This window comes from Mariniflexile sp. AS56, assembly GCF_030552475.1.
Lineage (GTDB): Bacteria > Bacteroidota > Bacteroidia > Flavobacteriales > Flavobacteriaceae > Mariniflexile.
Map to the genome: position 1 here is coordinate 1 of NZ_JAUPED010000011.1, position 23,396 is coordinate 23,396.

Genomic DNA, 23,396 nt, shown 5'->3' on the forward strand with positions numbered 1-23,396 from the left:
TCAGAAACAATATCAAAATATTCTAACAGGCCTTCTGGTAATAAATAACGGGCTAATTCTATATTCAAAATCTAAACTCCTTTTATTCAAAGATAACATTCTCCCTAACTTTTATGTTTGACCCTATATGAGCACAAACAGGATCAATGCATAATTTATACGGCTCCCCAGAAATATGCATTGATCCGTTATAAGTCGTTTTTAAAATGCGATTTTTGATGTGTTACCTAAATTTCATATCCCATGATAAGGCCAGAGAATAAATCCAAAAATAAGAACCTGGATCAAAACTAATTTCTTGATGTGATACACCTGCTTGTACACCCCAAGAATTTTTATTGTTATTTGTAGTAAAATAGTAGCCCAAATTTAATTTTTGAGATTGTAAATTTATGATGGAGTTTTCGTTTCCTTCAAAATCAAATCGGTAAATGTCTGGTGAAAAACCTATACCTGCAGCAATACTAAAATAGTTGTCGGCATTACTTCTGTATTTTCTGTAATTAAGTTCGCCAGATTGACTTGCTCCAGAATCGCCTGGTGTTATGTAGGTACGAAAGGACCAATAACTATTTCCCGTATACCAACCAGCAGATCCTGTGTAAATTGTAGTTGTTGTACTGTATTTTAAGGCTCTAAAACCTAATGAGGCCTCAAAACCTTTTGGTAATGATTTATATAGTTCGGCACCATACCTGAAGTCGGGATATAAAAACGAATTTGAAATTCCTAAATTGGCATAAGCGTATAAACCTTTGGTAATTCTAGGATACATATCTACTTCAAATTGAGCGCCTGTAGAAGCGAAACGATGGCTTAAATTCACTTTACTGTGAATACTACCATATTTGGTTTGTCTCACATATTTAACCGTGTAATATTGCATGGGATCGAAATTTTCGGAATATAGATCAACCGAACTTCGCACTCCAATGGCATTGTTACTAAGTTCATCAATTAAGCTAGATTTATATGTTATTGATTTTTCATGATCGGGGTGGTTTTTCAAAATAGATGCTACTGTAAGTAAGGCTTCTTCATGGTTGTTTGAAGCAGCTTCAGCACTCGCTTTTAAATACAAAATGTCTGGATTGTCAGGAAAATGTTTTAATGCTTTTTGAGACATTTCTAGTGCGCTAAAAGGTGATTTACTCCAAAGTTCATTTTTTATAGCGGCTTCCCAAGTATCTAATCTTTCAGGACTATTCTTTAAAACGTATTCAAATTCTATTTTCGCTTTTTTGTATGCCCCATCCCATGAATAGGTGCTCCCTAAAAACGATCTGATGTCATGATAATCTGGATACTTTGTTAATATTAGTAATAAGGTGTCTTGAGCTTGTTTGCGTTGTTTGTTAAAGGCTAATTCGCGCGCAGTTTCAAAGGCTTTATCGGGGTCGCCTTCAAACACTTCCTGCCCATATGATAATGCGCATACAAATAAAAGTACTGCCATTAAATAGGTTCTTATTTCATTCTTATTTATCATTTTAAGGTTTGTTTGAAGGTTGAATATTCTGAATTGTCTGGATGTGTTTTAGTGATACTATCCATTATCTTTTTAGCTTCATTCTTGTTCTCCATTCGAAAATAAGCTTCTGCCATTTTGAAGCTAATTTCAGGATTAATCACCTTGTTTTCTAAAGCTTTTTGATAAATGGCGATCGATTTATTTTCTTGGTTAGACCACCAATATAAATCTAATAGTGCCAAATAGGCATCATCGTAATATGGTGCACATTTTAAAGCATTTAACAGCTGCTTTTCAGCCTTTGTATAATCGTGTTGCCATGCGAGTGTGCGCCCTTTTAATATGATAGCGTCTGAATAATTTGGGTATTCATTTAAAATATAATCACATAGTAATTGTGCTGTTTTGTACTTTTTGTTAAAAGCCAAATCTCTAGCTATTAACAGGGTCTCATCGAAGGTTTTTCCTTTGGTGTATCTATTAATCGTTTTTTGTTGTGCTTCTGAAAATTTAAATTTGGCGGTTACATAAATATTTAAAGAATCGGGGAATATTTTATTTCTTTGGGTAACGTATGCGTTCATTTTTTTAAAGGCGAATAATGAGTCTGAAATAGTTTTTACCAACGCTTCATCTGTTACTTTGTAAGTCCCGAAATTTTCAGTGATTTTGAATAATTCTTTATTGTTTATGAAATAGTCTTTGTAAATCATGTCACTAACATTGCCTTTGTATCTCATAAGCGGTATACTATTCACGTTTCTAAAATGTTTGACCGTATCCAAACCTTTCCCCATCCAAGCTGTTTTTTTTAAGGGTTTGAATTTATAATTATGCGTTAGGTAACTAAGTAAACTAGGGGTTACATCCCAGTGTGAAGATACCGATTTAAAAGATTCGGCCTTTTTTAGCATCGGACTGTATATGAGTAGCGGCACATGAAACCTACATAGTTTATCTTTTTGTTCAATAGGAATCAGTCTGTGATCTCCAGTAATTATGAAAATAGTATTAGCATAATCGGGTCTTTTGGAATATGATTCCATGAAATTTTTAATAGCATCGTCAGTATATAAAAGACTTCCGAAAATAGCTTTATGATTTAAAATCTCGTTTTTTAGTGCTTCTGGTTTTTTAGAATTATTCAATAAACGGTCAACCTTTTCCATGTAAATGTCTTTTCCCGGAAATTCGAACGGTTCATGATTGGAAAGCGTCATAATAATATCTAAGCGAGGTTGCTTTTCAACGTCCATAGAAGCTATGGCTTTCTTAAAAATTTCACTATCTGGATAGCCCCAAGAAAAACCACCGGAATTTCCTTTAGTTTTTGCATAACCGTCTCCAAAATTAGATTCATCTACAAGGGTGTCGATACCATTATATTCTAAAAAATTTATTTTCCGGTCAAAGCTTGATGCATCACCTGAAATATATGAGGTGTAGTAACCATTGCCTTTTAGTATACTAATTAAAGAATGGTGTGACGGCATTTTTTTAAGTTCCATAAACCCCTTTTCTCCATAAGGTAAGGACCCAAATAAAGACGGTAATATACCAAAGGAGCGGCCTGTTGTGCTAACAAAATTCTCCCAGAATAGTGATTTTGATGCCAATTCATCCAAATAAGGAGTGAACCCACTATAGGTATTGCCATTTATAAATTCGCCGCCTAAACCTTCAACAACCATAACCACAATGTTAGGTTTATCTGGGCCTGCTTCTATAAAAGGCGATAAAACATCTTCATTATTGAATGGTTTTAATAACGGAAAATCATTTCTATCTTGAGTATTAAAAGCATTGAGTTTGCTTTTTTCGCTTTGAAACTTTATAATATCTTTCACCAAATAAGCTGTTTTGTTTTGATGTGTATCACTAGCTGTATTCGGTAATATTAATTTTAAAGCACCAAGTACTACAAGTAATGAAGCTACAAAAACAAGAATGAATCGTGTGTTAGAATAGGTTTTAATTAAAAAATTAATAAGGTAAAATAAGATTACAAAAAGAATAAATGGCAGAAAGTAAATAACTGATAAGGGCTCTGAGCCTGAAACGGTGCTAAAAATATCGTCATAGGAATACCCTAAAATATCGGCACCTAAATTTATGAGCGTTGTTAAACTATATTTTACAAGTGCAAATTGAAGTATTACGAGTAAAACGAATAGCATGCTGATTACTATAAAAGCAACCTTTTCTCGAATAATATTGATGAGTATGAATATGGGGAAGCACAAGATGCCTATTATGAATCCGCTCCAAAAATCATTCAATAATTTGTAGCCTAAAGTGATTACTCCATGAGGTGCATCAAGCCTGGGGTTGCCTAAATAAAGTTCGTAGCTGCTTATAAACCAAAAGGTGCAAATCAGCGCCAATACAGTGTACAGGTAGTTTAATGTTGCTTTGTTTTTTAGGCTGAATTTCATTTAATTTAAAGTGTCTATTTATCCTCGACGGGTTGATGATTTGTTAATCCTGTACGACTCATTTCTCCCCAAGATTTCTTGCCTAATAAAAAATCGATATTCCCTTTTATACCAGCAAACATAACGAATGGATGGTAAATTAAGGGTTCTAAAAGCGCTGTTCCGATAAGTATCAATATATGCTTTGATTTTTTGTATTGTTGAAACGAAATTTCTTCAAAGTAAAGCGCTGTAAACGAAAATAGAATAGCAAAACTATAAACTACTCCAAAAAATATTAGAAAAACCAACCAGTTAATTTGACCAAAAAACACAAGCACGATGAAAAATAGAATACCAAGAAATTCTATAATAGGTGCAAGCCATTCAAAAAAGAGCCAGTAAGGGGCACTTAATAGTCCTAATACTTTGTATTTAGGGTTAAAAATCATTTTTTTATGTAGCAAAAGTGTTTCAATAGTACCACGTGTCCAGCGGTTTCGTTGTCTGTATAATATTTTCCATTGTTGAGGTACTTCGGTCCAGCATAAAGGGTCTGGAACAAAGGCTACGGTATAGTCCACTTTCTTTTCCTGCATCATACGTCTCATACGTACCAACAGCTCCATGTCTTCCCCCACGGTATTTGGGTTGTAACCCCCAGCTTCTATAACGGTTTCTTTATCGAACATACCGAAAGCTCCAGATATAAGTAGTAAACCATCAACTTTAGACCATGCCATTCTGCCCATTAAAAAGGCGCGAAAATATTCAATAATTTGAGCACGTGCTAAAAAGGTGTTTGGTAATCGTACTTCTATAATACGGCCATCTTCAATAATACACGAATTGGCTATTCTTATTATTCCGCCAGAAGCGATAACCTTTTTATCATTATCTAAAAATGGTTTTATAAGTTTTAATAAAGCATCTCTTTCCAGAACACAATCCACATCAATACAGCATATTTTAGGGTTATTACTAATGTTGATGCCGGCGTTTAAAGCGTCTGCTTTTCCACCATTTTCCTTGTCTACAATTTTTAAATTTTTATAGGCTTTTTGTTTGGAGATATACACACCTCTTATTTTCTCGGTGTGAATGGCGTTATGGTATAATGAATCATCTAGTACCATATCAAAAGTATCCAAAAGCTTCTGTAAAGTACCATCTTTACTTCCGTCGTTTATAATGATGATTTCAAAGGAAGGATAATCTAAAGTTAATAAAGACCGAACATTTTCAACAGCATTAGCTTCTTCATTATAAGCAGGAGCGAGGATGGAAATGGACGGTAAGTTTGAGGATTTAAGAAGGGCAATCTCATCTTGAAAATTGTTTTTCTTTTTGTAATCTCTTAGTTCAATTAAAGAAAAAATGGCAGAGAAAATATATCCTGAACAAATAATGAGACCATATGCCAAAAAGACCCAACTGGCAATTTCTATGATCTGATGAAAATTAATATTCAAAATTAGTTTTGTTTTTAATGGGTTAAAAATTAAGTCTTTTTAATACCGCTAAGCAGGTATAAAAAACAAAATCTAGGGGGTTAGTAAGGGTGATTTTAATATTAAATCAATGCTATCTATGTTAAATGATGGTTTTGACCTAAAATAGCGTTCTAGATTGTAATAAGTAACTTTTACACTGTTATTTTCTTGGTAGATACCTAAACCTAAGTCTGCTAAATGCTTGTAAGTACCAATGTGCTTGATGGTTTTAAGTGTTTCTTGTTTTATAAGTTGTGTTTCATTGTGAAATTTAGAAATTAAAATGGGTAAAAGTTCATTATGTTCCATTTTCCCAAGGCTGCGTATGGCTTCTTTTCTTATAGCTTCTTCCTTATGGTCAATAAAAGCCATAAGTACGGGGATGTTTTGAAATTGATTAAATTCCGACATCATTCTTATTGAAAATGCGACTACACTGCACATGTCGTGGTTTAACCACTGTGAAAAATCGGGGATTTCACCTTTATAGGCATTCTTTAAACTATTCTCAATATAAATTTGTTGCCACAATGTTAATGGACTTTTTATTTTGTTTAGGAATCCCAATGGGTTAGCTTCAGATAAATTTAATATGTATAAGATGGCTTGTTGCCTAACCTCAATTTTTTTATCGTTAATAAGGGGGTCAATAAGTCCTTCAGGAATTTCTATAGATAATTGAGAAAGCACAAAAAGGGCTCTTGCTTTTCGCTGCCATGCGTTCGATTTTAATTCAGATACTATATAATCATAAAGACCTAAGGATATGAAAAGATTTTTAATCATTGCTGTAGATTCCCCTTTTAGGTTTTCATTGAATATTAAGAGTTGTTTAAGCGCTATTTTTAAATGAAAGTTAGTAGGTAGGTGTTCTTTTTTGAGTTTGAATACCTCTTCGTTTTTATCGAAATCTTCATCAAATAAATAAGAATTTATAAAATCCAATAGAATGTTTTCTAAAGCTTTTCTTCTTTTAAGCTTTAAATTTTTATTCAATCGTTGGTAATACAAAGCGCTAATAAGAATTAACGATAGGCAAAAAAAGCAAAGGCTTAAAACAAAGTTTAGCTTTAAAATAAATGGCCATGCCTCAAAGGGTGAGGAGTGAAAATTCATAGGTTGTAGGTGTTAAGTGACTTGGGGGTCGATTAAAACTTAATTTAAAACGGTATGCTGTGACTGTTTTTAATATTGTGCCAAAGTGCGTCTAACTCTAAGAGAAAGCTCGTTTGGGCTAAATGGTTTTGTTATAAAATCTTCCACACCCATTGTAAAGGCATCGGTGATTATATCTTCTTGATTCGATGTAGAAAGCACAATAATGGGCATTCCTGGTATGTTTTGTTTTATATATTCTATAATTTGACTTCCAGAAACAAATGGAAGCATAAGGTCTGTAAGTATTAAGTCGAAATTTTCTGTTTTCAATTTTTCTAAAGCATCTCTGCCATCACTTGAAATGATTACGGTGTAACCATCTTTGATTAATTTAAATTCCAATGATTTCACAACCATGGGATTATCTTCTACTATTAAAATTCTTTTTTTCATGCTTAAGCGTATTTAGGGATATCATTTTTAAGTTGCAAATCAATGGTTGTGTACAGTTCATGTAATTGCTGTACGAGCTCTGGTATATTATTTTCAGTTGCTTTATAAACAAGGTCGTTGCAAAGGTCCCTGCCTATAGTACTCTCTAATATTTCAAAAGAAGGTTTAATATTGTGTGCTATTTCACGAATGGTATTAAATTGATTAATTAGAAGTGCTTCATTTATCTCAGCGAGTTTAACTGCTACAGAATCTCTAAAAATATTCAAGGATGTGAGTATAAACTCTTCATTACCATCAGATAAATTTATTAAATAATCTAGAGAATAGTCTTTATCATCTAGTTCGTTGGGGCTACCCACTTCTTTAATTTTTGAATTAATAGTAGTTATAGATTCCTTAGAAAATGGTTTGTTAATAAAATCGAGTCCGTTTCTGTTATTTGAGATAGCATTTATGTCGCTGGAAATTAATACAGGAATAGTTATTTTCAATTCTGATTGAATGTAATCATGTGTTTGAAAACCATTAAGTGGTGAAGCCTCTTTTTCTATAATCATTACATGTGGAGCCTCGTTTTCCTTAATCCAGCGTATGGCTTGCATACTTCCTTCGCATGTGTAAACAAGCCAATTGTTCATCTCTGCTAATCGCAGAAACGTGTTGGTGTGTTCGGTATCTTGCTCCACAAGTAAAATCTTGATTTGTGGTGAGGATTTGGATAGTAGGTTCATGTTCTATTTAATATTTGGGGTGCTCACTAATTTTGTTTAATACTGGGCTGTGTTATTACTTACGTTTTTTTTGTTAGCATGGTTTTGTACCTGTGGTTTTACCAAAAAGTCTATGATGGTTTTTTTCATTCTATCTAATATTACTGGTTTTGTAATATAATCGTCCATTCCATGGCTTAAACAGCGTTCTTTTTCACCTTTTACTGTTCTTGCTGTTAATGCAATAATAGGTAAGTGGTCGCCATCTTTCTCCAAGAGTCTTATTTGTTCGGTCGCTTCAAAACCACTCAAAATAGGCATTTGTATGTCCATGAAAATAAGGTCGATATCTTCTGTTTCATAAAGACTTACAGCGTCCTGACCATCATTAGCTTCGAAAATGTTTGCCTTCGGAAGGATTTTACTCAATATAGTTCTCGATAAAAATTTATTTACAGGATTATCTTCTGCTACCAGTATGTTGAAGGTTAATTGAGATAAATCGATGCTTTCGTGGCCATCTGCAGTTTCGTTGTTTTTAAGTACTGGGTCTTCGATATTGGCAATCAATTCAAATAAATTATTCATTTGAATTGGTTTAACCACATTGAATTGCACATCTAGCTCCTTACATTGTTGCTGTATTTTTTTGTCTTCACCAGAACTATGTAACAAGATAATAGGGAGACTTTTAGAGGTTAATTCCATTTTTTCTCTAAGATGCCTTATTAAATCCAAACCATTTAAATAGGGCATGTGGTAATCTATAATAGCCAAATCGAAAGGGTTTTCCTTTTCTAATGATTCAATAGCGTCTATACCGTTTGCAAACGATGTGGTATTAATTTTATCAATAGCCAACATGTTTTCTAGAATGGTTCTGTTATTGAAATTATCATCAATAATCATAACATTTTTAACCGATTTTGTTTTTGTGACTTTGTGACTTTCCTGATTTTCTATTTCAAAATTCACTGAAAATGAAAAAACACTACCAGTTCCCAATTTACTTTCAACATGCAATTGGCTGCTCATTAATTGCAGTAATTTGTTGCTAATAGTTAAGCCTAAGCCTGTACCACCATATTTTCTGGTAGTAGAAGCGTCTTCTTGATCGAAGGCGTAAAAAATCTTCTTTAAATTATTGGGGTCAATACCTATACCTGTATCTCTTATAGAAAACTTATAAAGCATTTCTTTTTCGTTGGCAGGGTTGGGTTCGGTTCTTATTTTAAGTTCAATTTCTCCAGTTTCGGTGAATTTTACGGCATTCCCTAATAAATTAGTTAGGATTTGGCGCAAACGCACAGAATCTGCTTGGATGAACTTATTTGTGGTTGGCGGAATGTCGAGTAATACTTCAAGTCCTTTTTCGTGGGCTTGATGCCTAATAATTTCAATAGTCTGACCACAAAGTTGAACCAAGTCGGTTCTTTCATTATTTATTTCTAATTTTCCAGCTTCAATTTTTGAAAAATCTAGAATGTCATTCAATAAATCCAACAAGGCATTTGCCGAATTATATACAGTATGCATATATTTTTCTTGAACGGTAGACAGTTTGGTTTTCATAAGTAAATCGGTAAAACCTATAACACCATTTAGGGGTGTTCTAATTTCATGACTCATGTTAGCCAAGAATTCCGATTTAGATTTGTTGGCAGCTTCCGCCTTTAGTTTCGATTTTACTAAAGATGTTTCCATTTCCTTTAATTTGGAAATATCTGTTGCTACACCTAAATAACCAGTTGTGTGTCCTTCATGATTTTTAATTGCTGTAACCACAAGTTGTACCGGGAATCTTTTTCCGTTTTTGCGTATGTACGTCCATTCGCTAGAATCGTGTTCTCCTAAGTTCGCTTTGTGTATAAATACATTGAAACCTGTTATTTCTTGTTTATATATTTTTGATAATTCTTTACCTTTTTTAGCAACTTCTTCAGGGTCGTGTAATAAACCCACATTGAGAGAACCTACTACTTTTTTAGCACTATAGCCTAATAAGTTTTCTGCACCTTTATTGAATTTACGTGCAATACCGTTTAAATCTGTTTCTATTATAGAGACATGTGTGGTTGCAGCAAGAAGGCTTTGTAAATCGTTTAGAGTGTTTTGCAATACTCTTTCAGACTTTATACTCTCGGTCATGTCTACAACTTGACCAATAAGTGAAGTAGGTTTGCCGTATTTATCAGTTAATAACGACACATTTAAATAACAGTATACTATTTTACCACTTTTATGTATGTATCTTTTTTTAATGCTGTACGACTCGCGTTTTTGACTAATTAGTTCCTTTAAAAACTCGGTATCGTTATATAAATCATCTTCATGAGTTATGTCTTTAGATCGTAGTAGTAAAAGTTCCTTTTTACTATAACCAATCATTTGAGACAGGTTTTTGTTAACCATAAGCCATTCTCCGGTTATAGAAACAACGCCCATGCCGTTTGGTGAATATTCAAAAGCATTCATGAACTTATTGGAGTTTTCTAAAGCAATGCGTTCCAGTTCCTTTCGTTCGGTTATATCTTCAACTTGGGTAATAATAAGATCGTCAGAATGGTCATGACCGCGCACCATAGACGTATTTAAGGTGCACCAAATTAATGTGCCGTCAGTAGTATAATATTTCGCTTCTAACTTGTAACTGTTAATTTTTCCAGCAAGAAGTTTTTGTCGGTTTAATGCTGCTTTTTCTAAATAATCGGGGTGAATTAAATCTTTAAAAGTTAAATTTAATATAGCATCTTTATTAGATTTTTTAAAGCCGAAAATTTTAAGAACGGCGCGATTCACCATTAAAACTTTGTTGTCTGTATTTACAAGTAGCATTCCTATAGAGGAATTTGTAAAAATTTTTTCGAAACGTTCTTTGGTTTCCTTCATTTGAAGGTCCTGTTTCTTTTTCTCGTTTATATCTTGAAATGCCCCAAAAATTCGGATGCATTTTCCGTTTTCGAATTCCGGTTTAGCAAAGGCTCTCACCCATATTTCGTTTCCTTTAGCTGTAATTAATTTAAGTTCTTGATCAAACGGAATGCCTTTTTCAACAGCGTCATTGAATAATTGGGTTATTAACTCTCTATCATAACCTTCTTTATAAAAATTGATTCCTTCAGATAGCTCGGGAGTATAGTCTGGTGCTACTTCGTGAATTTCTTTAGTCACTTTGGTCCAAACAAGTGTTCCTGTAATTAAATTTATGTCCCAACCACCAATTCGGGCAATTTCATTAGTTTCATCGTAAATGCCATGTAGCTTTTTTAAAGCAAGTATTTCTTCTTCTGAATTGGGAGTTTGTATTTCTGCATCTTCAGGTTTCAAAAATTTAATAAAAAGCCCTTTCTTGTTTCCTGTAGAGTCGGTAATCGTTTTACCTATAGCTTGCAGTGCGATAGTTTCATTTAGATAATTCTTAAAATGAAACATGCTGTTAAGATTTTCTGAAGCACTGTTTTTACAAGCAAGAATCTGCTTATCTATGTTTTTCTTGTCAAATGGAGTTAAAATATTGTCGAATATATCTAACGGCTCTTTAGTTACAGCAGTAGGGTACTTCAAGGTTTTCTTAAAAGAATCGTTAATAAATATGGTTTCAGGATTCTGAAAGTTGCAATACCAAACACCGTAAAGAATATCTTCTGTTAACCAGTCGTATAAGTGTGAATGCTCTTGAAGCATCGCATTATACTCTTCTTTTAAAGTAAAAGATTTTTTCATAGGTTAAGATTCTGGTTAGTGCAAAACCCTTTACTTTTTTAAAATTACGAAGACAGGGATTTCGCTTAAACAACAAATATCGGTAATTTAACTGGATATTTGTACACTTCATCGATTTTTATTTTAAATATTCATTTATTTTGAACATGAGACTCTAGCTGATTGATTTTTATGAAGTTTAAATGAGAGGTACTCTAAAGGTTTAATCTAATCTGCGACCTTTAGTACTATTAATCTTATTATTTTAACCATATAAATGGGGTGTGTTTTGTACGGTTTTTAATTAAATATGGAGTATTTATATTGATGTTTGTCTTTTTTGTGCTATTTTTAGGGTGTATTTTCTGTTTTAGTGTATTAAATTTTCAACCATAATATGCTAAAAATATAAATATATAGCCCTCAATACCTACCTTTTTATGAGTACAAATTCAATATTTCAATCTGTTTTAGATCGGTCTACCGATGTATGCTGTATCTTAAATGCGAAGCATCAAATTATTTGGGTCAATAAAATGGCTTCAAAACAGTTGGGGTTACCCAAAACACCTCCAAACCCTATTTTGTTTAGTGATATTTTACCGTCCAATTACAATCAAATTTTTAAGGAAACGTTACAAGAAATTGCTTTAAAGTTATCAAATACGGGTGGTTTTAAGTGCGTTCACCAAGTGGGAAATTCGTTATCGCTGGAATTGAAATGGAATTTTTCATACGACTCCAACTCCCAATGTTGGTATGCAACAGGTGTAGATGTTTCAAATTCAAAATTAAAAATAAAAGGGGCAGCATCTAAATTTAAAAATGCTTACAGATCGCTTTTTACAAAGAATAATACGCCAAAATGGATTTATGATGAAGGGACATCCACCATCCTAGATGTTAATAAAGGCGCATTAAAGTGTTATGGCTACTCAAAAAAAGAATTTTTGGCACTCTCACTAGATAATCTTTATGGTGAAAAAGGGTTAGCTACGGCAACAAAGGCCCGCGAAAACAATGCGAAAAAAGGAAAAAGTATCGCGTTGGGTGTTTTAGATCAAACAACTAAAAATGGCAAAACGATTAAAATGCAAATTTCAGAACAACGCATAAATGTTAGTGCATGTAATTGTATTTTAGTGACTTGCTTAGATGTAACGGATAGTTTTATAGCGCAACAACTTGAAAGTCTTGAGCTTGAAATTATGAAGCAGATAGCTGCTGTTAGTTTTGATGTGAAAAAAGTGCTAAATGATTATGTAAAAGGCTTGGAGTTTATTTTTCCTGACGTCAAGGTGTCAATTTTGGCTATTGCAGATAAGAAAATAAGCGATTTAGCTTACTATTCATTACCTAGTGCGTATATGACTGGTTTTAATGGAGTGGAGATTGGTGCTAAGGTAGGGTCTTGTGGTACAGCTGCCTACACGAAAAATATGGTGATTGTAGAAGACATCAGTTCAGACCCTTTATGGGAAAACTTTAAAGGTTTTGCATTGGGCTTTGGGTTAAAAGCATGTTGGTCGTACCCTGTAATGGATTCTAATAGTAATGTTATTGCAACCATTGCAAATTATTATTTAACCACTAAAAAACCAACGCGAGTAGAACTTGAATTATTCAATAGATCGGCATCTTTTATTTCTATCATTTTAGAAAATGACAGTAATAGGAAAAAGATAGAGTCTAATCTAGAATTATATAATTATGTGAATCAGGCGACAAGTGATGCCATTTATGACTGGGATTTACAAAAAGACTTTATCCAATGGGGAAAAAGTTTCGAAAGGCTTTTTGGACATAAGATAGATAGTGAACTTAATAATGATGATGTATGGAAAAATTTAATTCATAGTAATGATTATGAAAGTTCAAAGAAGTCATTAATAACATTTTTAAAAGATCCAGAACAAAACAATTGGCAGTTTGAATATTACTTAAAAAAATCGGATAACACGTATGTATTTGTTAAATCTTATGGCTATGTTATTCGAGATGCCAAAGGTAGAGCTGTAAGAATGATAGGTGTTTTAAGTGATGCTACAAAATCAAAATTAGATAGTTTAAATAAAGAAGTTTTATCAGACTTCAATATCATATTCAATGAAAGCGAAACTCTTTATCAGGCGTTACAAGGGGTAGTTAAAAATAAATCTTTACAATCGTTTTCATCTTACAGTCATTTTGATGGTATAGAAGTTTGGTTGTCCAATAGAGATAGCACAAAACTTCTTTTAATGGCTTCAAGTAATGACAACAAGAATCCACATTTTGAAGAAGGTAGCGCTACGGCCATGATTAATTATGGTGAAGGCTTACCGGGATTGGTATGGGAGAAAAAACAGCCTGTTTTGTGGAATACAGCCGCTATAAATAAACAAAAAAGTGGTATTGAATCTGGTATAAAAAACGCTGTTGGCTTACCAATTTATGTTAATAATGAATGTTTGGGCGTGTTGGTGTTTTTATCCAAATTTAAAAATGAAAGTTTCACCAATTTACAAAGCGTTTGGAAAGAAATTACAACACCATTAGGTGCTGATATTAAGAGAAAGCAGCTTAAAGAAGAAATGGATCGTATTTTTAGTTTAGCGCCTGTAATGATTTGTTTATTTGATTTTGAAGGTAGGGTGAAACGTATAAATCCGTCTGGATGCAAATTATTGGAATACACAGAGGAGGAATTAGGAACATTTCCTTTTATGGATTTGGTGTACCCAGATGATACTGAAAAAACCCTAAAAGCGTTGTCTGATATTGCCACTAACGCTATAGACTCTAGTAAGCAGCAAATTGTTACAAGGTACATAACAAAATCTGGTAAAATCATTTGGTTAGATTGGAACTATACTTTTTCAAAAGAAGAACGACTCATATATGCCGTTGCTAGAGATGTTACAGAAACGGTGAATCTTCAAGATTTATTAGATAAAGCAACGTCCTTAGCTCAAATTGGAGGTTGGGAGATCGACATGAGCTCTAAGTCTGTATACTGGTCAAAAATAACTAGAGATATTCATGAAGTTGATGATGATTATGTGCCAAATCTGGAGGATGGTATTAACTTTTATAGAGAAGATGTTAGACCAAAGATTCTTGAAAAAGTAAACGAAGCGGTTGAGAACGGTTCGCAATGGGATTTTGAATATCCTATTATTACAGGAAAAGGTAATGAAGTATGGATTCGGTCCATCGGTCAATGTGAATTTGTAAATGGTGAATGCAAACGCTTGTATGGTAGTTTTCAAAACATTCATAAAAGTAAAACGTCTGAGATTGAATTAAAAAGGGCTTTTAAAGAGAAAAATGAAATTCTAGAACGTATTGGAGATGCCTTTTTCGCCATGGATAATAACTGGAATGTAATTTATTGGAATGGCGTTGCAGAGCAATTAACAAACACCCTTAAAGAGGATGTTTTAGGGAAAAACCTATGGGTAGTTTTTGAAGACGCTATAGATTCACTTTTCTATACAAACTATAATCGAGCGAAAGAACAAGGTGTGGCTGTGCATTTTGAAGAATATTATCCAACTGTTAATCGATGGTTTGAAGTTAGTGCATATCCATCAAACACAGGTATTTCGGTTTATTTTAAAGATATAAGTAGTAGGAAATTTGTTGAAAAAGAAATTAAAGAAAGTAATGAACGGTTTGAGAAAGTATCTCAAGCAACTAATGATGCTATTTGGGATTGGGATATAGCGAATAATAAACTGTATCTAGGTGAGGGTTTTAGAACGTTTTTTGGACAAGAAGCAATAGGAATACAGCCAACTCTAAACTTATGGGAAGATAATATTCATCCAGATGATTATGAAGAAACGACTTTAAGTTTACATAATGCAACAAAAGATGGTGATAATGAACATTGGCAGCACGAATACCGATATTTAAATCAAAAAGATAATACCTACGCTCATGTTATAGATAGAGGTGCTATTATTAGAGATAAGCATAAAAAAGCTATTAGAATGGTTGGTGCTATTGCCGATATTACACACCGTGTTGAGCACGAGCAAGAATTGAAAGCACTAAATGAGTCGCTAGAATATCAAACAAAAGAATTACTCATATCAAATGCCGATTTAGAACAGTTTGCCTATGTCGCCTCGCACGATTTACAAGAACCATTGCGAATGATTACAGGTTTTTTAACGCGACTGGAACAAAAGTATAAAGATGAACTAGATGCCAAGGCTCAACAATATATTTACTTTGCGGTTGATGGAGCAAGTCGTATGCGCCAAATTATTTTAGATTTATTGGAATATTCTAGGGTTGGTAGGCAAGATAATATTATAGAACTTGTAAACACAAAAGAAGTGGTCGATGAAGCAATCGCTTTAAACAATAAAAGGGTTACAGAGAAGAAAGCAATCTTTAATATTGGTGAATTACCAATTTTAAATTCCTATAGAGCACCGGTGCTTCAAGTTTTTCAAAACCTTATAAGCAACGCTTTAAAATACGCAAAAGTAGGTGTAACTCCAGAAATAAGTATATCAAGTAAACTGGTTAATGATACCTGGGAATTTGCGGTTAGTGATAACGGTATTGGTATAGAAAAAGAGTACCACGAGAAAATTTTTATTATATTTCAGCGCCTTCATAATAAAGACGACTATGAAGGAACAGGAATAGGACTGTCAATAATTAAAAAAATAGTAGATAATTTAAATGGTAAAATATGGTTGGAGTCCCAAGAAAATAAAGGGAGTACATTTTATTTTACCCTCCCCAAAAACAAATAAATATGAGTGTGAAATCTGCACATATTCTGTTAGTAGAAGATAGTGAAGGCGATATTGTTTTAACCACAGAAGCCTTAGAAGAAAGTAAAATAATCAATACAATTAGTATTGTTAGAAACGGAGAAGAGGCCTTAAATTATGTTTTTAAGAAAGGCGACTATACCGATGTGAAACTTCCTGATTTAATTCTGTTGGATATTAATTTACCGCTAAAAAATGGCCATGAAGTTTTAGAAGCTATTAAAACAAATGATGATGTAAAACATATTCCTATTATCATGTTAACGACCTCTTCATCAGAAAGGGATATTAATTTGGCATATAAACATCACGCCAACTGTTATATAACAAAACCAGTAGAAGTTAACGAGTTTATTAAAGCCGTAACAAGTATAGAAGACTTTTGGTTAAGCCTAGTAAAATTACCAAGTAGCAACTAATTTATGGTTATAGATAATCATCCATACAAAATACTAATTGTTGAAGATAATTCTGGGGATTATTTATTGGCCTCAGACTATATACACGACATTATTATAAATGCCGAATTAAGTCATGCAAAAGACTTTAAAGAAGCTCAAAATTTCTTAAATAATAAGTCCAATACATTCGATGTTGTTTTGCTAGACCTTTCTTTACCAGATATTGATAAAGAAGCCTTATTTGTTGAAACGCAATCATTTTGCCAAAACCTACCTATTATTGTGCTTACAGGTTTTAGTGATACAGATCTTGCTATAAGATCTTTAACCATGGGCTTTTCAGATTATTTAATAAAAGACCATATAACAAGCACCGTACTCTATAAAAGCATCGTGTATAGTATTGAACGTTTTAGAATATTTAGGTCACTAAAGGTGCTTAACCAACGTTATATGGATTTGTTTCATTTAAGTCCAATTCCTATGTGGGTGTACGACCTGGAAACACTTACGTTTTTAAATGTAAATAAGGCAGCTGTTAAGCATTATGGTTATGCTAAAGATGAGTTTTTAACCATGACGCTTAAAGACATTCGACCGGAAGAAGATCACGAAATTTTCATGCAAACTATTTTAAATAATAAAAAACAAGCGGCTAATTATTTTGGAAACACCTACCGGCATTTAAAAAAGAATGGGGAGCTAATTTACGTAGAAATTAGAGGTAATGTTATCGATTTTGAAGGGCGAAAAGCTGAAATTGTTTTAGCGACAGATATTACTGAAAAACTTGATTACATTAAAGCGGTTGAAAATCAAAATATTCGATTAAAAGATATAGCTTGGACACAATCGCATGTGGTTAGAGCGCCTTTATCGCGTTTAATGGCCATTATAGATCTTGTGAAAAATGGTGATTTAGATGTGGCGGAAAAAGAAGAACTATTGGGCCATGTTTTAGAGTCGGCCAATGAAATTGATGACATAATACGCGATATTTCAGAAAAAACAAAACCATTAATTTAGTACCATGTTTTAAAAACTTCTCAAATTTAAAACTCAAATAATTTTGTAATTGTGAAAAAATAATTACATTTCAACAACGCATAGTATATAACAATAGAGGGATTAAAATTATATAGCTATACAGAATCGTATTTTAATAAATTTTAATTTAATGAAAGATAAAATACTCATTGTAGATGATGATCCCGTTATAAGAAAGCTTACAGCCCGTATGTTAAAAATTACAGGTTTTTCTGTAGAGCCATTGGTTTTTAAAGATGGATCCGAAGCTTTTGAGTTTTTAAAACTAGAAGCGCCATCAGAAATTCGATATATTATATTTTTGGATATCAATATGCCAAAAATGAATGGATGGGAATTTTTACAACATATTGAAAAAGAGAATTTTAAATTTGATAAAATTATCTATTTAATAACCTCTTCAGTAGATCAAGAAGATCACGATAGAGCCCTTAGTAACAAGCAAGTTAGTAGTATTATTACCAAACCATTTACCTTAGTTAAGATGGCTTCTTTAAAAGCAGTTTTATAATATGTTTATAGGGTTAATACTGTAATTTGCTGTCGTTTGGTTTTGTATATTATTTCTGTTAGATAAATTTCACTTCTATATAGCCAAATTATTACATTTAATTTTAATTTAGACAAAGTCTTAATGTTAGTGACTATAATTTTTTATTTAGATATTTTTTTCACTAAAATTGCAATAGACAGACCTTATAACCTTAGTTATTTAATACATTTTTAATTTGATTATGCAATAGATGAAAAAACCTATTTTCCCAAAAAATGAAAAGGAGCGTTTAGAAGAATTAAAATCTTTCAATATTTTAGATACTTTAGAAGAAAAAGATTATGATTTTCTAACCAAAATGGCATCTGATATATGTGGAACAAAAATTTCATTAATTAGTTTAATAGATAAAGACCGCCAATGGTTTAAATCTCACCACGGTTTAGATGCAACAGAAACAGCCAGAGAGCTTGCTTTTTGTGCGCATGCCATCAACCAGCCGTCTGAAGTCTTGGTGGTAAATGATGCTAGGTTGGACGCGCGTTTTCACGACAATCCTTTAGTGGTAGGCGGTCCCAAGGTTATTTTTTATGCTGGTGTACCCTTAGTAACTTCAAAAGGGTTTCCATTAGGAACTCTTTGTGCCATAGATGATGAGCCTAAGGAGCTCTCAAGTTATCAATTAGAATCCCTTCAATTATTAGGAAAACAGGTTGTTAATTTATTAGAACTTAGAAGGAAGAATATAGAAAGCGAGGAACGTAGAGAGCAGTTTCAGCGCTATTGCGATCTATCTCCAGATATTATATACCGCTATTCGTCGGATAAAAAATTAAATTACAACTCCAATAGAGTTACAGAAATTTTAGGATTTTCGCCTTCAGAATTATTTGAAGACCCAAGTCTGTGGTTTGGAAACATACATCCAGACGATATCGATATGGTGAGTAAAAGCTTGAGTGAGGCCATTAAAGGGGTTCCCATAGATATTGTTTATAGAATTCAGACTAAATCTGGTAATTGGAAGTGGTTGCATGATAGAAGTATAAATTTAATATCCGAAGGGGATGAGTTTATTATAGAAGGAGTTGCTTCCGATATAACAACACAAAGAACCATAGAAAACACGCTTAAAAAAACCACCAACTTTTTAGAGAGAGCTGGTGAAATGGCTATGGTAGGTGCTTGGGATTTTGATGTCTTAAAGGGTACTATCTACTGGTCTAATGTCACCAGGAAAATACATGAGGCTGAAGCAGATTATGTTCCGGTTTTAGATGAAGCGATGAATTTCTATAAGGAAGGTGAAAGCCGTGATTTAATTACTGGCATAGTAGGGAAGGCTATGGCAGAAGGCGGATCTTACGATCTTAAACTTCAAATTGTCACAGCCAAAGGAAATGTGAAATGGGTACGGTCTATTATTGATACAGAAATGGTTGACGGTAGTTGCATTCGTTTATTCGGAACCTTTCAAGACATAGATGAGCAGGAAACGCATAGAATTGCTATTTCAAGAGAAAAAGAAAAAAGTCAAAATATAATAGAAGGTACCAATGTAGGAACCTGGGAATGGAATGTACAAACGGGTGAAACCGTTTATAATAAACGTTGGGCCGAAATTTTAGGGTATACGCTTGATGAGTTAGCTCCCATAAATATAAATACTTGGTATAACTTAACGCATCCTGATGATTTAGTGTTGTCTAAAAATAAGCTGAAAGATTGTTTTAGTAAAAAAACAGATTTCTATGAATTAGAAACCCGAATGAAGCATAAAGATGGTCGTTGGATTTGGGTGTATAATAGAGGTAAAATTTTTAACTGGACACACCAAGGGGAGCCAGAAATGATGTATGGAACCCAACAAGATATTACAAAATCAAAATTAGCATCATTACAATTCGAATTGTTTATAGAACAAGCACCTTCGGCCATTGCGATGTTCGATTTGGATATGAAGTATCTATCAGCATCTGGGAAATGGCTTGAAGATTATGACTTAGTTAATAAAGATATTTTAGGTAAATCACATTATGATGTTTTTCCTGAAATAGGAGATGAGTGGAAAGCCATCTATAATAATTGTTTAAAAGGAGCCGTTAGTAAAAAAGACGAAGTATGTTTTTTGCGGAAAGATGGAAAAGAACAATGGTTATCTTGGGATGTAAGACCTTGGTATGTGGCTGATGGTAAAATTGGTGGTATTATTATGCTTACCGCAGATGTTACTCAGAACAAATTAGCTAAACAAGAGATTATTAAGGCAAACCGTGAGTTGAATGCTATCTTAGATGCTAGTAATGTATCTATTATAGGAACAGCTTTAGACGGAACCATAACACATTTTAGTAAGGGTGCAGAAGACCTACTGGGTTATGATGAATCTGAAATGATAGGCATAAATACCCCAGAAATAATTCATTTAGAGAATGAAGTTGTTGAACGGGGTGAAGACCTTAGTAACTTGTTTAATAGAGAAATACGAGGGTTCGATGCTTTTGTGGAATATGCACGACAAGGAAAATCGGAATCTCGAGAGTGGACTTATGTGCGTAAAAACGGCAGTCATGTACCCGTATTACTCAATGTTACGGCTATAAAAAGTGGTGATGTTGTTTTAGGTTTTCTGGGGGTTGCTATAGATATTAGTGCCATTAAGAAGGTTGAAAATGAGCTAAAACAAATGTTGGAGTTAGCTAACAACCAAAACGAAAGGCTTAAAAACTTTGCACATATTGTGTCGCACAATTTAAGAAGTCATTCTGGTAATATGAATTCGTTACTTGATATTTTACTGGAAGAAAAGCCAGAACTTAAAGGGGATGAGTTGATAAACTTTCTTGTAACCGCGGCTCACAACCTTAGAGATACTATTGCACACCTGTCAGAAGTAGCCATGCTTAGTGCCACGGGAATTAAGCAACTTGAAACGGTTAATTTAACGCAAACTATTGTAAATGCTATAGGAAACGTAGGTGCATTATCAAAAAAGGCAAATGTAGAAATAGTGAATGATGTTAAAGATGAGGTCTTTGTGCAAGGTATACATGCTTATCTAGATAGTATAGTCCTTAACTTTTTAACGAATGCGATTAAGTATTCTTCTCACGAACGAGAAAGTTTTGTAAGATTATGCGTTGAAAGTCATGAGAATTACATAACTTTAAATGTGGAAGATAATGGGAGAGGTATTGACCTTAAAAAGCATGGCAAAAAACTTTTTGGCTTGTATAAAACATTTCATAAGCATGAAGACGCTCGAGGTGTAGGGTTATTTATATCCAAAAATCAAATAGAAGCTATGGGAGGTGATATTGAAGTTGATAGCGAAGTTAATGTAGGAACTACTTTTAAAATACATTTTAAATATGAGTAAAATTGATACTGTTTGTATTATTGACGATGATCCTGCACATGTATATATTACAAAGAAGGAACTTAAAATGAGTGGTTTGTGTGAGACTATTCTTGTTTATAATAATGGAAAAGAAGCCTACGATAGGCTGATAGATATTTGTTCTAATCCAGAAAATTTACCCGATTTAATACTTTTAGATCTTAATATGCCTATTTGGGATGGCTGGGATTTTCTTGATGAATTCACCAAGATTAAAGTTGAAAAAGAAATATTAATATTCATAGTAACGAGTTCTATAGATCCCAATGATTTTAGAAGAGCAGAAAGTTATGAGCGGGTTAGTGATTTTATAGTCAAACCTATTTCAGCATCTAAGTTACGAGTAGAGCTTGGAAAATTACATTAGCATTTAAAATAGAAACTGTTTGAAGGATATCAACTAATAAATGAAATATAAAATTTCATTTATTAGTTTTTTTTTTGTTTTTAAATGAAAGAAAATAAAGGGTTTCAAAGAAACTGGTTTTAGTGTTTGTTTTTAGTTTGTTGCTTCTAAAAGGAATGAGGTATTTGTCTAATTAAAATAAGTGGGTTTCTCAATGCCTGTTTAATTAGGTTAATATGTATTTGAAGTATAGGAGAATAGCGATTTTGTTTCTTTTTTTGTGGGTGGTTATTTTATCTGTTGTAATAAAAATCATCTTTGTGTTAAAAATGTTTGGATAATATAAAAATTTGTTTATTTTTGGTAAACCAAATTGGTAAACCAGTTTTGTTTGCCAAAAAAATCTACTGCCAACAACCTACTATTTATGGTTTAATTGTTAAATAAATAAACCTTTTAAAACATTAAATCATGAAAAAAACATTACTTTTTATTTTTACTTTATGTTTCACTATTAGTGAAATGAATGCGCAAGTTTCATTGCCTTATTATGAAAGCTTTAATTATACTGTCGGAGGAAGTCTAGTATCCACCACAGGTAATTTAGGGCCATGGCTTAGTACGTACACAACAAATATTAATACAGATCCGGTTATTGTGGCCTCGCCTACTTGGACTTTGCCAACAGGTTTACCTGCTGCTGCTGGAAATGCTATTGAATTTCAAGGAGGGTCTGATGATCCAGTAATTACTTTTGCTGCTCAAGGAGACACAGGGTCTATTTACTCTTCATTTGTTTTTAAAATAACAGATCAATCCTCAGTAACGAGTACATCGGGTGGTTTTATTTACTCTTTCGGTAAGGTTAACTCCAATTCGAATGGGTTTAACTATGCTTCGGCGGTTTATATTAGAAAAATTAGTGCTACTCAATTTAATATAGGGGTGTCTGAAACGAATAGTTCAGCTGTTGCTGCTTTTTCTCCTACTGCATTTAATATTAATACAGATTATTTTATAGTGATTAGTTATGATATTGCAAATCAAACATCTTATATGTGGATAAATCCCGCATCAGTATCTGCAAGTACAGAACCAGTTCCTACTTTAAATACATCTACTGATGCAGCTACAGGAACAAGAAATGATATTGTTGTAGTTAGAATGAGTTTAGAGTCTAATGCTAATACTCCTACAACAGTTTTCGATGAGATTAGAATTGGTAAAACTTGGGCATCAGTTGTTACGAATCCAACCTTAGGGGTTTCTAAAAATAATTTAGATAGTAAATTAAAAATTTACCCAAATCCAGCTCAAGATTTTATCACGGTTGAATCTAATAGTGTTAAAATTTCATCTGTAGAACTTTATAACCTTATTGGTCAAAAAGTAAAATCGCAGTCAGTTTTAAAAGATAACAAATTAAATGTGTCAGATTTATCTAAAGGCATGTACCTTTTAAAGGTAAATACAGAAGATAGCAGCGCTACAAGAAAGATATTAATTGATTAGTAGCTTAATAATTAATATAAAAAAGCCTTATAAATTTATAAGGCTTTTTAATTTGTAATAAATACTAGTTAAATT

14 protein-coding genes are annotated in these 23,396 nt (G+C 33.0%); 7 read left to right on the forward strand and 7 right to left on the reverse strand.

Annotated elements, in window-relative coordinates; all coding sequences use genetic code 11:
- Positions 1-223 precede the first annotated feature (223 nt).
- The 7 genes from Q5N74_RS13755 to Q5N74_RS13785 all read right to left on the reverse strand — a co-directional run bounded on the left by Q5N74_RS13755 (position 224) and on the right by Q5N74_RS13785 (position 11,365).
- Positions 224-1,489 carry a YaiO family outer membrane beta-barrel protein gene (locus Q5N74_RS13755; protein WP_304389463.1) on the reverse strand — a complete coding sequence of 422 codons (1,266 nt, stop codon included), beginning with the start codon at positions 1,487-1,489 and terminating at the stop codon, positions 224-226.
- Complete coding sequence (locus Q5N74_RS13760) at positions 1,486-3,906, reverse strand: sulfatase-like hydrolase/transferase (RefSeq protein WP_304389464.1); 2,421 nt, start codon at positions 3,904-3,906, stop codon at positions 1,486-1,488. The genes Q5N74_RS13755 and Q5N74_RS13760 overlap by 4 nt, the downstream gene beginning before the upstream one ends.
- A gap of 14 nt (positions 3,907-3,920) precedes the next feature.
- Positions 3,921-5,351 carry a glycosyltransferase family 2 protein gene (locus Q5N74_RS13765; protein ID WP_304389578.1) on the reverse strand — a complete coding sequence of 477 codons (1,431 nt, stop codon included), beginning with the start codon at positions 5,349-5,351 and terminating at the stop codon, positions 3,921-3,923.
- A gap of 78 nt (positions 5,352-5,429) precedes the next feature.
- A complete protein-coding gene (locus Q5N74_RS13770) occupies positions 5,430-6,374 on the reverse strand; it encodes a HEAT repeat domain-containing protein (RefSeq protein WP_304389466.1) in 945 nt (314 codons plus the stop codon).
- A gap of 189 nt (positions 6,375-6,563) precedes the next feature.
- Complete coding sequence (locus Q5N74_RS13775) at positions 6,564-6,929, reverse strand: response regulator transcription factor (RefSeq protein WP_304389467.1); 366 nt, start codon at positions 6,927-6,929, stop codon at positions 6,564-6,566.
- A gap of 2 nt (positions 6,930-6,931) precedes the next feature.
- Positions 6,932-7,663, reverse strand: coding sequence for a hypothetical protein (locus Q5N74_RS13780; protein ID WP_304389468.1), 732 nt, complete (start codon positions 7,661-7,663; stop codon positions 6,932-6,934).
- Between the two features lie 36 nt (positions 7,664-7,699).
- Complete coding sequence (locus Q5N74_RS13785) at positions 7,700-11,365, reverse strand: PAS domain S-box protein (RefSeq protein ID WP_304389469.1); 3,666 nt, start codon at positions 11,363-11,365, stop codon at positions 7,700-7,702.
- A gap of 419 nt (positions 11,366-11,784) precedes the next feature.
- Here Q5N74_RS13785 and Q5N74_RS13790 point away from each other — a divergent pair, with 419 nt between their 5' ends.
- The 7 genes from Q5N74_RS13790 to Q5N74_RS13820 all read left to right on the forward strand — a co-directional run bounded on the left by Q5N74_RS13790 (position 11,785) and on the right by Q5N74_RS13820 (position 23,321).
- Entirely contained in the window at positions 11,785-16,101 is a 4,317-nt protein-coding gene (locus Q5N74_RS13790; protein ID WP_304389470.1) for a PAS domain S-box protein, read from the forward strand.
- A 2-nt stretch (positions 16,102-16,103) separates the two neighbouring features.
- Positions 16,104-16,541 (forward strand): response regulator, encoded by a 438-nt coding sequence (locus Q5N74_RS13795; RefSeq protein WP_369686034.1) that lies wholly within the window; start codon positions 16,104-16,106, stop codon positions 16,539-16,541.
- 3 nt (positions 16,542-16,544) lie between these two features.
- Entirely contained in the window at positions 16,545-17,549 is a 1,005-nt protein-coding gene (locus Q5N74_RS13800; RefSeq protein WP_304389471.1) for a PAS domain S-box protein, read from the forward strand.
- Positions 17,550-17,700: 151 nt separating this feature from the next.
- Positions 17,701-18,081 (forward strand): response regulator, encoded by a 381-nt coding sequence (locus Q5N74_RS13805; RefSeq protein WP_304389472.1) that lies wholly within the window; start codon positions 17,701-17,703, stop codon positions 18,079-18,081.
- Between the two features lie 232 nt (positions 18,082-18,313).
- Complete coding sequence (locus tag Q5N74_RS13810; RefSeq protein WP_304389474.1) at positions 18,314-21,442, forward strand: PAS domain S-box protein; 3,129 nt, start codon at positions 18,314-18,316, stop codon at positions 21,440-21,442.
- Positions 21,435-21,830 (forward strand): response regulator, encoded by a 396-nt coding sequence (locus Q5N74_RS13815; RefSeq protein ID WP_304389475.1) that lies wholly within the window; start codon positions 21,435-21,437, stop codon positions 21,828-21,830. The genes Q5N74_RS13810 and Q5N74_RS13815 overlap by 8 nt, the downstream gene beginning before the upstream one ends.
- Positions 21,831-22,280: 450 nt before the next feature.
- A complete protein-coding gene (locus tag Q5N74_RS13820; RefSeq protein ID WP_304389476.1) occupies positions 22,281-23,321 on the forward strand; it encodes a T9SS type A sorting domain-containing protein in 1,041 nt (346 codons plus the stop codon).
- Positions 23,322-23,396 lie beyond the last annotated feature (75 nt).

Excerpts from the sequence above, each read along its gene's own strand:
- Q5N74_RS13785 (WP_304389469.1), bottom strand. The coding sequence starts at position 11,365 with ATGAAAAAATCTTTTACTTTAAAAGAAGAGTATAATGCGATGCTTCAA.
- Q5N74_RS13755 (WP_304389463.1), bottom strand. The coding sequence starts at position 1,489 with ATGATAAATAAGAATGAAATAAGAACCTATTTAATGGCAGTACTTTTA.
- Q5N74_RS13790 (WP_304389470.1), top strand. The coding sequence starts at position 11,785 with ATGAGTACAAATTCAATATTTCAATCTGTTTTAGATCGGTCTACCGAT.
- Q5N74_RS13800 (WP_304389471.1), top strand. The coding sequence starts at position 16,545 with ATGGTTATAGATAATCATCCATACAAAATACTAATTGTTGAAGATAAT.
- Q5N74_RS13810 (WP_304389474.1), top strand. The coding sequence starts at position 18,314 with ATGAAAAAACCTATTTTCCCAAAAAATGAAAAGGAGCGTTTAGAAGAA.
- Q5N74_RS13815 (WP_304389475.1), top strand. The coding sequence starts at position 21,435 with ATGAGTAAAATTGATACTGTTTGTATTATTGACGATGATCCTGCACAT.
- Q5N74_RS13760 (WP_304389464.1), bottom strand. The coding sequence starts at position 3,906 with ATGAAATTCAGCCTAAAAAACAAAGCAACATTAAACTACCTGTACACT.
- Q5N74_RS13820 (WP_304389476.1), top strand. The coding sequence starts at position 22,281 with ATGAAAAAAACATTACTTTTTATTTTTACTTTATGTTTCACTATTAGT.
- Q5N74_RS13775 (WP_304389467.1), bottom strand. The coding sequence starts at position 6,929 with ATGAAAAAAAGAATTTTAATAGTAGAAGATAATCCCATGGTTGTGAAA.
- Q5N74_RS13795 (WP_369686034.1), top strand. The coding sequence starts at position 16,104 with ATGAGTGTGAAATCTGCACATATTCTGTTAGTAGAAGATAGTGAAGGC.
- Q5N74_RS13780 (WP_304389468.1), bottom strand. The coding sequence starts at position 7,663 with ATGAACCTACTATCCAAATCCTCACCACAAATCAAGATTTTACTTGTG.
- Q5N74_RS13805 (WP_304389472.1), top strand. The coding sequence starts at position 17,701 with ATGAAAGATAAAATACTCATTGTAGATGATGATCCCGTTATAAGAAAG.